9 protein-coding genes are annotated in these 12040 nt (G+C 68.7%); 2 read left to right on the forward strand and 7 right to left on the reverse strand.

Annotated elements, in window-relative coordinates; genetic code table 11:
• Window positions 1–179: 179 nt before the first annotated feature.
• The 3 genes from ACIBLC_RS39325 to ACIBLC_RS39335 all read right to left on the reverse strand — a co-directional run bounded on the left by ACIBLC_RS39325 (window position 180) and on the right by ACIBLC_RS39335 (window position 3802).
• Window positions 180–1499, reverse strand: coding sequence for a UDP-glucose dehydrogenase family protein (locus tag ACIBLC_RS39325; protein ID WP_399216290.1), 1320 nt, complete (start codon window positions 1497–1499; stop codon window positions 180–182).
• Between the two features lie 70 nt (window positions 1500–1569).
• A complete protein-coding gene (locus ACIBLC_RS39330) occupies window positions 1570–2007 on the reverse strand; it encodes an NUDIX domain-containing protein (protein WP_399216291.1) in 438 nt (145 codons plus the stop codon).
• Window positions 2008–2035: 28 nt separating this feature from the next.
• Window positions 2036–3802 (reverse strand): asparagine synthetase B family protein, encoded by a 1767-nt coding sequence (locus ACIBLC_RS39335; RefSeq protein ID WP_399216292.1) that lies wholly within the window; start codon window positions 3800–3802, stop codon window positions 2036–2038.
• Window positions 3803–4101: 299 nt separating this feature from the next.
• On the opposite strand from ACIBLC_RS39335, the gene ACIBLC_RS39340 reads away from it, so the two are divergent.
• Together ACIBLC_RS39340 and ACIBLC_RS39345 are read left to right on the forward strand one after the other, a co-directional pair.
• Window positions 4102–5493, forward strand: coding sequence for a sporulation protein (locus ACIBLC_RS39340; RefSeq protein ID WP_399216293.1), 1392 nt, complete (start codon window positions 4102–4104; stop codon window positions 5491–5493).
• 64 nt (window positions 5494–5557) lie between these two features.
• On the forward strand, window positions 5558–5875 hold the full coding sequence (locus ACIBLC_RS39345; RefSeq protein WP_399216294.1) for an Imm51 family immunity protein: 318 nt from the start codon (window positions 5558–5560) through the stop codon (window positions 5873–5875).
• Window positions 5876–6291: 416 nt separating this feature from the next.
• Here the strand turns inward: ACIBLC_RS39345 and ACIBLC_RS39350 are convergent, their stop codons facing one another.
• From ACIBLC_RS39350 to ACIBLC_RS39365, 4 genes are all read right to left on the reverse strand, one after another.
• On the reverse strand, window positions 6292–8793 hold the full coding sequence (locus ACIBLC_RS39350) for a Helicase associated domain protein (protein ID WP_399216295.1): 2502 nt from the start codon (window positions 8791–8793) through the stop codon (window positions 6292–6294).
• Between the two features lie 128 nt (window positions 8794–8921).
• Window positions 8922–9551 (reverse strand): hypothetical protein, encoded by a 630-nt coding sequence (locus ACIBLC_RS39355; protein WP_399216296.1) that lies wholly within the window; start codon window positions 9549–9551, stop codon window positions 8922–8924.
• The gene (locus tag ACIBLC_RS39360) at window positions 9548–10549 is read right to left on the reverse strand and encodes a hypothetical protein (protein ID WP_399216297.1); all 1002 of its coding nucleotides are present in this window, start codon (window positions 10547–10549) and stop codon (window positions 9548–9550) included. The genes ACIBLC_RS39355 and ACIBLC_RS39360 overlap by 4 nt, the downstream gene beginning before the upstream one ends.
• Entirely contained in the window at window positions 10530–11669 is a 1140-nt protein-coding gene (locus ACIBLC_RS39365; protein WP_399216298.1) for a nucleoid-associated protein, read from the reverse strand. Before ACIBLC_RS39365 ends, ACIBLC_RS39360 begins: the two co-directional genes overlap by 20 nt.
• Window positions 11670–12040: the final 371 nt, after the last annotated feature.

Consider the following 12040-nt stretch of genomic DNA (forward strand, 5'->3'; position numbering starts at 1 on the left):
CGGGCGGGCGGGGGGGGGGCGCGGCGGGGCGGGGGGGGGGGGGGGGGGGGGCGGGGGGGGGGGGCGGGGCGGGCCCCCCCCCCCCCCCCCCCCCCCCCCCCCCCCCCCCCCCCCGCTCAGCGGCCGGACTTCCAGGGGTGCTGGGCAGCTGTCCGTGGTGGCCCCTGTCTGATCCTGGTTCAGGGGCAGCCGAGGGCGCGGTAGGTCCATCCGGCACGGCGCCAGCGGCCGGCATCAAGACCGCCGCGGCCGTCGATGACCTTCGTTCTGGTGACGTGAGCGGCGACCCGGTGCGGATCGATGTGGCTGAACTGGGGCCACTCGGTCAGGTGCAGCAGCAGGTCGGCGTTGTCGCAGGCGGCGATCGGGTCGTCGGCGTAGTCGAGTTCGGGGTGGAGCTTGCGCGCGTTGTCGAGGGCTTGAGGGTCGGTGACGGTGACCGCAGCACCGAGTTCGTGCAGACGCCCGGCTACGGCCAGGGCGGGCGAGTCGCGGATGTCGTCGGTCCCGGGCTTGAAGGCGGCGCCCCAGACGGTGATCCGCTTGCCGCCGACGTTGCCGTCCAGTTGTTCGCGGGCGAGGTCGACCATGCGCTCGCGGCGCCGGTTGTTGATCGCGTCGACTTCGCGGAGGATCGTCAGGGCCTGGTCGACGCCGAGTTCGCCGGCGCAGGCCATGAAGCCGCGGATGTCCTTGGGCAGGCAGCCGCCGCCGAAGCCGAGACCGGGCCGCATACCGCTCCGGCCGATGCGGACGTCGTGGCCGAGGATGTCGGCGAGCTGACCGACATCGGCGCCGGAGGCCTCGCAGACCTCGGCCATCGCGTTGATGAACGAAATTTTCGTGGCGAGGAAGGCGTTCGCGGAGGCCTTCGCGAGTTCGGCGGTCGGCCAGTCCGTAATGATCGTCGGTGTCCCGGACTCGATGATCTTCTCGAAGCACTGACGCAGCATCGCCTCGGCCCAGGAGTCCTCGGTGCCGAAGCCGAGGACCAGGCGGTCGGGGCGGAGGGTGTCCTCGACGGCGAACGACTCGCGCAGGAACTCCGGGTTCCACGCGACCTCGACGGCGTCTCCGACGGGCGCGTACTCGTGCAGGAGGTCGCGGACACGGAGGGCGGTGCCGACCGGGACGGTGGACTTGACCGCGACCACAGCCGGGCTCGTCAGGCGGGGAGCGAGCTGACGGACGGCGGTGAAGAGGTGGGTGAGGTCGTAGGCCATCTCGCCGGGCTGCTGCGGGGTGCCGACCCCGATGAAGTGCAGGTCGCCGAAGGCGGCGGCCTCGGCGTAGGAGGCGGTGAACCGCAGGCGGCCGGTCGTGGTGTGCCGGGTCAGCATCTCGTCGAGTTCGCGTTCGAAGAACGGTGCCTTGCCGGCGTTGAGGACGGCGACCTTGTCCCTGTCGCAGTCCATGCCGAGGACCTCGTGGCCGAGTTCGGCCATGCAGGCTGCGTGGGTGGCGCCGAGGTAGCCGCAGCCGATGACGGTGAGTTTCATGAACGGGTGTCCCTTCGGGTGGGGCCGGCGCCGGGCGGCCCCACCCGTCCCCTTCCGCGGGGCGGGGTGCTCAGGCGGGCCGGGTGGCGAGATGGCGGTGGATCCCGTCGCGGATGAACGGCGGGATCGTGAGGATGCCGAGGTGTTCGGGGGCGAAGAACTGGAGTTTGACGCCCTCGGCGAGCGGCAGGGCGGTCTCGTCGCCGTCCCAGGAGGCGGCGAAGAAGGTGATGAGCTGTCCGGAGCCGTGTTGGTCGCGGATGTCGAAGAGCTCAGTGAGGCCGTCGACGGTCAGGCCGGCTTCTTCGTCGAGTTCGCGGACGATCGCCTCGCGCGGGTCTTCGCCGGGGTCGCAGCCGCCGCCCAGGACCGACCAGTGGTTGGGCCAGGCGATGACGCCCGGCAGGTCGTCGCGCAGGTGGAGGAGGAGTTCCCCGCGGCGGTTGGCGATGATCGCGACCGCTCCGCGGGCGGTGGCCGGGAGAGCGGCGGTGGTGTTCTGGTGCATCCGGACACCGTAGTAAGCCGGTTGAGGATCACGCGGCAGCCCTCACCGTCTGGTCGCGAAACCATGCGGCAGCCATGAGGGCCTGCATCCGCGTGCGGTCGAACCGGTTTCCGGGCTTCAGCCCGCCCTCCAGCAGCGGCTGCAGCGAATCGGGCGCCTTTGCGAGCGCGGTGTGGATCTGGGCGTCCGCCCAGGCGGACAGGGGACCGTTCAGCCAGGCGGGGACGGGGCTGGAGAAGCCGAGTTTGTCCCTGCTCCCCCAGACCTCGCGGGGCAGGCCGAGCGCTTTCGCGGCGTCCCGCAGAATCCGCTTGCCCGTGGCCGGGCCACTGATCTTGTACTCGGAGGGAAGGCGGTAGGACAGCTCGACCAACTCCCTGGCCAGATAGGGAGACCGGCGCTCCAGCGCATGGGCGGAGGCGAGCTTGTCGCTGGTCATCACCAGCGGCCGCCAGGCCGTGGACAGGTCGGCGAGGGTGAGACCGCGGGCCGTGTCCCCGCCGGCCCTCGTCATCGCGGCGGCGACGAGGCTGCCGATCCGCCCGTCGGGATCGGGCCCGCGCAGGACAAGCCGGGTGACCGCCTCCGCCGGATCGAGGGTCTCGCCGGCGGTGTGCATGAGTTTCGCGGCCAGCGGCCGGTAGGCGTCCATGCCGGCGCCCAGGACGGCGTCGGCGCCGAAGAGGACCAGGGCGTGGCGGACGTAGCCCATGAGGAACTCGTCCGGGCCGAGCCCGCCGGCCACGACTCTCAGGCCCAGATCCGCGATCTTCTGGTAGGCCATGTACTCGGAGAACGTGGACGCGTTGCCCATCGGGTAGTCCAGGGCGCCCGTCAGGTGCGGCAACACGGTGGTGAAGTCGTGGTGGTCCGGCTCGACCACCACGAGCTCGGCGCCGATGTCCGCAGCGATCACCGCCGCGGTCTGGGACTCGTCGAGGCGGTCCTGGCCGGGATAGCGGACGGTGACGCAGACCGGCGGCCTCAGCAAGTAGGCCAGCACCGAAGAGTCCAGTCCTGCGGACAGTAAGAGTGCAAAGTCGCAGGCCGGGGCCCTGAGCGGGATCTGCTCGGCGAGCACGACGGAGAAGTCGGCCAGGGCCTCGGCGTAGGTGCCCTCGAAGGGCTGGCGGTGTTCCAGGGTCCACCAGGTGCGCTGGTGGAGGGAGCCGGTGGCGATGTCGAAGGACAGCAGGGTCGCGGGGGCCAGTAGCTGGATGCCCTGGAAGGGGGTGTCGGCGCCGATGGGTGTCTCGACCGAGAGCATCTCCGGACGCAGGACGAGCGGGGCGGTGCCGTAGCCGGTCAGGGTGGTGACCTCGGAGGCGAAGGCGAGACGGCCGCCGTCCAGGCGCCAGTAGAGGGGCTTCTCCCCCAGCCGGTCCCGCGCCAGGAACAGCTTCCCGGCGCGCGGGTCATAGACGGCGAGGGCGAACATGCCGTCCAGTCCGTCCAGGCACGAGGGCCCGATCCTGGCCCAGGCCCGCAGCAGGAGGTGCGCGTCCGTCTCGCGTGCGGCGAGGGGGATGCCCCAAGCGGCGGCCTGCTGGCGGTAGTTGTAGATCTCTCCGTTGAAGGCCAGCAGCACTCCGGTCTCGCAGTCGAGGTAGGGGCCGGGCATCGCCTGCCGGTCGACGATCAGCAGGGTGTTCATGGACAGCACCGCCCAGCCGTCGTTCGATGTGGCGTGCAGGGTGCCGTCCGGGCCGCGGTGGGCCTGCGAGGCGCCCATGGCGCCGACCGTGTGCTCGTGCCGGGCGGCGTCAGCTCCGGCCAGGCCTGCGATTCCGCACATGTCTGGTTCACCCCGAATGTGTGGTGGTGCCTTGGCGGCGGCCGCCGCCGAAAGGAGATCGGTCCAGCTCCGGCGGCGGCCCGGGTCTTCATCACAGCCGCCCGGGGCAAGCACGGGGAGGGCTCGCAGGGGGGCTCACAACTCACCAACGCGGTTCACCAGACGTGGAGAGGCAATACCCTCGGTGACCCAACACGCGGAATGCGTACGGCTCTTCGTTCCCAGTCGAGTGCGGCTCTTCGTACTCAGCCCTCTGTTCGAGCCGGCCCGTATTCCGGTCACCGGCAAGGGAGAAGGTCGTGGAATCGACCGTCCGCCGGACCCGTCCGCCGAATGCGGACCTGGCCCGGCTCATCGAAGCCAGCGGTGCGAGCCACAAGTCCCTGGCTCTGCGCGTCAACCAGCTCGCCCACCTGGCCGGGATAGAGACGGACTACTCGCATACGTCCGTGGCGAACTGGTGCCGCCGCGGGATGACGCCGAAATGGCCCGTGCCCCGGCTGCTGGCGCAGGCCGTCGGCGAGAGGCTGGGGCGGCCCGTCAGTGTGGGCGAGATCGGTATGGGCGCGGCCGAGACAACCGACGCGGATGTGGGGTTGGATTTCCCGCGAGACCCCGCCGACGCTGTCCGCGTCGCCACCACGTTCTGGAGTTACGTGAATCGCCGCGACTTCCTGGCAGGATCAGGCTTCGCCGCCTCCGCCTTCACCACCCCCGTCACCCGATGGCTTGTCACCCCCGCCGACGACACCGCCCAGCGCCGCAGCGGCCGGCAGGTCGGCCGGGGCGACCTCGATGAACTGCGCGAGGCTGCCGAGGACGCCCGCCGATGGGACTCGAAGTACGGCGGCGGGAACTGGAAGGCCAACTCGGTCACCGGCTGTCTCGACCGCCGGGCTGCCCCGCTGCTGCGGGGCAGCTTCTCCGACGAGATCGGCCGCGAGCTGTTCTCCGTGACGGCCGAGCTGTCCCGGCTCGCCGGGTGGACCGCATTCGATGTCGGCCGGCACGACGCCGCCCAGCGGCACTTCATCCAGGCCCTCCGCCTCGCCTGCGCCGGAGGCGACGTCCAGCTCGGGTGCTACGTGCTGACCACCATGGCCATGCAGACACTGATGCGCGGCTTCGCCTCCGAGGCCATCGACATGGCTCAGGGCGCTTTCAACCGGGCCAAGGGCCGGGCCGCTCCGCGGGTGCTGGCGTTCACCAAGCTGATCGAAGCCCGCGCTCACGCCCGCGAGAACGACCCCCGGGCGGCCTCGAGGGCCTTGGCAGGCTCGGAGAACCTCCTGGACCAGGCGAGGAAAGATAGTGGCGATGAGCCGGCCTGGATCGACTTCTACGTGCACTCCCGCCTGTCCGCCGACGCCGCCGAAGTCTTCAGGGACCTGAAGAACCCCACAGCAGCCCTCGCCTGGAACAAGCAGGCCGCTGCCATGCCGCCCGGCGCCTTCACACGCTCCGTCGGCATGCGCCTCGCCATCGTCGCCACCGCACACCTCCAGGCCCGCGACCTCGACCATGGCCTCCAACTCGGCCACCGCAGCGTCGACATCCTCACCCGTGTCCAGTCCACCCGCGCCAAGGACTACGTTGCCGAGTTCAATGCGGCCCTAGCCCCCTGGCGGCGCGAGCCGGCCGTTCGCGACTTCGTCCACCGAACACGCAAAGAACTCGGCGTCGCCGCCTGAGAGTGAAGAGCGGCGAGGGAGCGGATCGAGCACCCCGTGCGCGAGGCGTGAGAAGATCGCGGCCGTGGCCATCAAGCTTCATGACTTCAACGGCGAACACTCGCTGACGTGGGATGCCGGTGGCCTGGCTGCTGATGCCGCAGTAGCCGGCGCAGGGCACGAGCCGAACGGGTACTTCTGGGAAGGTCTCGTACGGTTCACCTGGCCGGACATTGCCGAACGCCTCGGCTTCGACAGCGAGGCTGGCATGTTCTGCGCGGTCGGGAGTCCGGGTGACCTCGAGCGACTCAAGACGGCCGTTGAATCAGTCATCACGAGCCCCGAGGCAGTGCGCGACCTCATCGCCCGGGCGAAGACTTCGGGCTTCGAGTTCGACGACTAGAGCTCCAACCGGACAGGAACACAGGTTCGGTCAGACTGCTGTGATGGGTGGGCGTCCGCCCCAATCGGCGCGTTTCTGTTCTGGGTTCACGGAGCGTCACCCTGCGAGAGGGGCGGGGCGGCCGGATTCGAACCGACGTCCTCCGAGATGATGTCGCGGCGCACTACCTCTGTGCTACGGCCCCGCCTTGCTGGTGATCATATGCCCTCACTCTCCTGGCGGAGAGGGGGTTGATCACCATGGCCGAGGGTTCGGCCAGCGACCGGAAACGTCGAGTCCGGTGCTTGCTTCCCAGTCATTGCACCCAAATCCCCGGTGCGTGCCCATGGTGGCCCCACCGCAACGACGTGAGGGCTAGCGTGCTCCGGCTCAGCAAGCCGCCCCAGCGGGATCCCGGCTTCCTCAGGAGCAAGCAGCTAGGGGAAGTCTGCGGGTGGTGTGGATTCGCCGGTCCAGTCACCGTCGAACAGGGACGCGACCAGGGCTGCTTGCTGTGGAGGAAGCTGGCCGGCGCGGTGCTTGGTGCGGGTCTTGGCGAGCCACGGCCCGATCTTGACAGGCTCGCCGTCAACGGTGATCTCCTCGCGGGCTGTGGGAGCACGGCGCTCGCGGTGCAGGAAGAGCTCGAGAATCTGAACGGTCTGGGCGAAGGTGCGGCGTGGGCGGCGGGCTGACGTGAGGGGATGAGTGTCGGGGGTCAGCCCGATCCTGGCGAGAAGATCCTGCTGGCCGGGCGTGAGGACGCGCCAGCGGGTGAGTTGGCGGTTGAGCCAGCTGCCGATCTTGACACTGTTGAGGACGGTGTCGGGGTGAAGGGCAGCGGGGTCGTTCCCGGCCGACAAATGGGCGCGCAGCAGATGGTATTTGCGGTGCCAGTCCGCTCCGTGCGGCAGTTGCCAGTGCGGGTCGATGGCCGTGAGGTCGGCCAGGCGGGCTGCGTTGAGCTGGTTGCGGGCGGCCAGGGAGCGCTGCTCGGCGAGCCAGGCGCCGGTGGGGGTGGTGGCGGGGATGGCGAGGTGGCCGTGAGCTTGGTGGTGGTCGGTGGCAGCGGTGAGCTGGGCACGCCAGGCGGCGTCGTGTCTGTCCCAGATCATGTCCAGGGCGTCGAGTTCGGCGGTCCAGTCGGTATCCAGACGTCCGGCGGTACGGGCGTCGCGCATGCTGGTGATGAAGGTGCCCAGGCCGTAGCCGTATAGGTCGGTGTAGTCGGCGGGGACGTTGAGGTGCTGGTGTTCGTCGTGGAAGGCCTGGGCTGCGGCCAGGCCTGCGCGTCGGGACCGTGAGGCGGCCGCTTCGTGGGGGCTGAAGGAAGTGAGGTCGAGGGCGCGGGCGATGCGTTCGGGGTGGGCGGCGAAGTCGAAGTGCCAGCGGTTTTGGATGAGCTGGCTGATCTCTTTGGGCAGGCGATTGGCTTTGGCGGGGAGGCGTTCGAGGATGCGGTGGTCGTGGCTGGCCAGGGCGGTGCTGATGGCCCAGACGGGTTCGTAGGCGGTGCCGAGAATGTCGGTGGGGTCGGCACCCGGGGGGATGTAGACGGGAATGACGAGGCTGGCGATCTTGCCGCTGACGGACAGGCGGAGACTGCGTCCGAGGGCCTGGACGCAGCGGATGACGCTGCGGGTGGGGTCGGCGAAGACGATGGCGTCGACGCTGGGGATGTCGACGCCTTCAGCGATGACTTTCGCGTTGGTCAGGATGGCGCGGTCGGCGGCGGCGAACTGGGCGAAGGTCTCGGCGCGCTGGTCGGCCGGCATCTCGCCGTGGACGTAGAAGAGCTGGGGATCGATGCCGGGGCACACATCGGGGGCGCTGGCCCGGAGGCTGCGCAGGGTGTGGGGCAGTTCGCGGGCGAAGCGTCTGGCGTCCTCGACCAGGTTGAAGTAGACGAGGACGCGGCGCTGTTGGTGCTCGGCCATCGCTTTGAGGACGGACAGGTGCAGGGCGGTGGAGCGGAGCGCTTCGTCCGTGTCGGGCAAGGTCTCGTTGCCGGGGGTGCCGCCAGGGGCAGGCACGTTGAGGCGTGCGCGCAGATCGTCGTCGGTGAGGGTGGGGACGATGATGCGGTAGTCCGCCACCCGGCCGTCTTCGATGGCGCGGGCGAGCGGGTATTCGAAGACCTTCTTGCCGTAGACCGCCGTGTTGTCCATGGAGTTGGCCCGGGCGTCGGCCTCCTCCCCCGCAGTGGCGCGTCGCCGGCCGCGGGGGCGGGTGAGGTTGGCTGACTCGGCCAGGTCAGGGCCGGCGAAGATCCTGGGGGTGGCGGTCATGTAGAGGCGGCGGTCGGCGCGGATGCGTGTGGCGTCGTGGACTGCGGCCCATTTTTTGTCTGCCCGGCCCGCGATCCGGTGGGCTTCGTCCATGACCGCCAGATCGAAGGGCGGGACCTGGTGTGCGGTGTGCTGAGTGTTCTCGATCTTGTCGAGGGAGTCGTAGGTGCACACCACCGCCAGACCGGGGAGGGAGTCCGGGCCCGTACCGACGGCGGCGAGCAGAGAGGCAAGGAGGCGGTAGTCGGTGACGGAGACGATGCGTGCTGCGGCCAGCGCTCCGTGGGCGGCCGCGTCCATGGAGGAGACGATGACGAGAGGGCCGCGGTGGCCGTCGCGGCGCAGGGCCAGGGCGGTCTGTGCCGCGAGGTCGAGTGTGGGGACGACGAACAGCAGTCGGCGCGCCAGCTGAGCGGCGGCTCGGCTGGCCACGAGGGTCTTGCCCGTACCGGTCGCCGCCACGTACAGGCCGCGGGTGCCGGGCTTGTGTAGGTGTTTGAGGATCCTGCTGAGGGCTTCTTGCTGGTCCTCGTACAGAGACAGGGGTTTGGGTTTGCGCCCGCGCCGTCGTGGCAGGTCCAGTTCCAGGCTGCGCAGATCCCGGTTGGTGAACGGCTGCGGATCGGCTGCCTGGGGCTGGGGGGGGTCCAAGGGGGTCTCCGGGCAGTGTGGGACAGGACGGGCGGCGGGACGGGTGGTGTCCGATTCTGGCAGCTCTCCCCCGCCGTCACGTCCTCCTGTGCCGCCTTGCCGGTGCGTCATCCGGGCGTCGGCTGTGGTCAGGGGGTCTGCGGTGCGGGCGCCGGGGGCTGGGAGGGCACGGTGGGTGCAGCCGCGGGTGCGGTCTGCGCGGCCAATTTGCGGTAGCCGGTGGCGGTGATGGTGTGCCAGGACAGGTAGAAGCCCGCTGAGGCCAGGACCCCTAGCGCGGTCGTCGTGGCGAGGAGCAGGGATCGGTGTTCTACAGGGAACCGCCACAGGGCCAGGTCGGTGGCCAGGGTGAGCAGGATGCTGTTGAGGACCCATCCTCGGCAGACCCTCAGGCGGGAGCGGGCGTAGTCGACGCGGGCGGTCAGGGAGGGGAAGTCGGCGAGTTTGAGCTGTGCCTGGGCGTAGTCGGCGGGTGCCGGGAAGGAGCGGGCGCGCAGCCGACGGCGGACAGTGGTGAGGGCGGTGTCGGCTGCGCGGTCGACGAGGATGCCTAGTGCGTAAGCGGCTGCAAGGGCTGCGCTGGCCGCGAGGGATGTGTCGGCCACAGGCGCGAGTCGGCGGGTGTTGTCAGGGCCTGCTACCGCTACGGCGAGGACGCCCAGGCCGGTGAGGAAGCCGATGCCGACGACGAGGACCTCGACGAACATGGCGGTGGCGGCCACGACAGCGGATGGCTCGGGCTGTTGTGGTCGGGTCACAGGTCTATCCCCCAGGCTTCTGCCATGTCGTAGAGCATCGATTCGTCGAATGGGCCTTCGTTCCAGCGATCCACCAGAGTGAAGCTGTCGTGGTCGAGGCGTTCGAAGATGATCAGGCTTTCGGGCTGCGAGGCCAGTATGTAGCGGCCGTCTTCGAGGAAGTGGTCGCTGGTTGGACCGAACTGCCGGTAGGTACGCTCCAGACGCTCCCGCCATCGTTCGGTAAAAGTCACGAGTTGATAGCCGTAGTCGGTTATGTCACCGGGCACCGTCTTCAGGAGTATCTCGATGACCTCGTGGGACAGTTCTCTGTCGAAGGAGTGGTGGGCGAACGTGCGGTAGATGCGTTCTGTCTCGGCGAGGAGCTTGTTGCCGCGGGTGAAGCCAGGGTGCTGTTCCAGCGCGTCCATCACCCGACCGATCTCTGCGTCATACAGCTCTACCAGGGCAAATGCACGGTACAGCGCACGACTGACATCGGAGGGGACCTGCAGGTTACCGGGGGGTTTGTAGGCGAGGCGGTGGTAGTCGTTGGCCCAGACGTCGACGACGGGGGTGCGGATCTGGATCTCGCACTCGTACGGCTGGCCGTCAGGGTCCTTGTATCCGCCGATGACGGGGACCTGGACGTGCAGCCGGGGGTATTCGAACCGCTCCTCTTGGCCGGGCAGCATGGTGCGGTAGTCCTGGACGACGCTGTCATCCACGGTGAAGGTGTCTTTGACCAGAGACAGAGCGTCGTCGAACAGGCCGGGGTGGCGGACTGTCATCCGCACGCCGACCTTGTCGGTGATGTCCTTCCACGGGTCCTCGTAGCGCTTGCGGTGGATCTTGGCGACGTAGCGCCCTACGTCTTTGGTGCGATGCGTGACCTGGCAGTCGAGCCGGGCCCGGACGGTCCGCAGGCGCAAGTGGTCTGCGGTCTGCCGGGCCGCTTCCTTGATCCGGGGTTCTTCGGCGACGTAGCGGTGGAAGGCCTCATTGATCGTCAGTGTCACGGCTGTCGTCCAGGCGGTCGGTTTCGGCGCTCCGTGCGTCGGGAGCCGCTTTCTTGGGGCGGCCTCCCGGGGGTGAGAAGCCGCGGGCTGCGGTGACTTCGCCGATCACAGTGGCCTTGGTTCCGCCCCCTTCCAGAGCCTCGAACGTCACCGTCTCATCGACGGTGTCCAGCGGTGCGACGAGGAAGGCGCCGCTGGCGAAATTGACCTGCATCTTCTGCAGGCGTGCGTCGATGAGCGTGATGTCCTTGACGAAGGTTCGGTCGGGAATCCCGTTCTCGGCGAGGTGCGTGAGGAACTCGTGGCGGTGGTCACCCTTGAGGTGCCGTCCGGCGAAGTCCCGCGGGTTGAGGTTCTCGGGAGCGCTCTTGAGCTCAGCGAGGACGGCCATGGTGTACTCGACGCGGGTGTGGGCGTCGGCCGGTTCACTCAGGCGGGTGTTCACCCATTTAAGAGCGACCTCGTGGAAGCGGCCGGTCATCTCGGCGGGGTCTTCCGTGAACCTGCATCCGAGGTAGTCGTGCAGGAAGAAGCCGGCCATGCGCCGGTTGGAGCGCTGCCGGTCGGCGGCCCACCCCTGCAGCAGATCTGTCCCGGCTCCATCGACGGTGAAGAGCGCGAGTTTGAAGACGTTGGCCTTCTCCGTGAACAGGAGGTCGGCGAAGAACTGGACGTCGAAGGTCCGCTTGCCTTCCTCGCCGACGCGCCGGGCCTGCATGCCCGTCTCCTGCTCCAACTTGACCATCAGCAGGGCAGGTTGGCGGGCCAGACTGGCCGAGGCGACCACCAGGAGTCCTCGGGAGTTGACGCCGGTCTGGCAGTCTTGGAGGTGCCGGGCCAGATGGCCGGACACCTCGAGGAGATCTTGCTCTTCCGCCATGAAGTCCCTCACCCAGTCCGGGAGCGGGGACTTAGGCTCGGGATCTTCTGTCACTGAGCAGGCGTGAGAGTTCAGGATCTTGACCAGTCGGCGTTCCAGCGCGCTTTGGACTTTGTCCGTCAGAGGGCTGGCCTCGTCGCTGAGTTCGACCGTGTAGTTCCTGGGGTCGTTCCTCGGCCGGGTGGGCACCGAATGCACGATGACCTGCCCGATGACGAGTTCACCAAAATCCGTACGCATCTCTACCTCAGTGTGTGACGGGCGCCCCCGGTCGACGGCGCTGAGAGAACACAAACGCGGTACCCAAGCGGAGCCGCTGCGGAGACGGGCGCGCGTCTGGGACTCCAGGAGCGCGTGGCACGGCAGGTTGTTCCTGAGCGTGACGTTCACCGTCTGTCATGAGCGAGCGTAGAGGAAGATAACCGCACGTGTCTCACAAGTCGTATTCGTGTGACGGGTTTTGCACGAGTCACTTGAGTAGAAGCCCATCCCTGCGCACAGAAATCGCCACGCCAGGTTGCGGTATCGCACGAAGGATGGCCTTTCGTAACGAGCCGAGGGCACCCCCAACATGCCCCATCCCGCGCGTCCTTGGGTGGACGATTTTCGGC

Origin of the sequence: Streptomyces sp. NPDC050535, from assembly GCF_044457665.1 — a bacterium.
Taxonomy (GTDB): Bacteria; Actinomycetota; Actinomycetes; order Streptomycetales; family Streptomycetaceae; genus Streptomyces.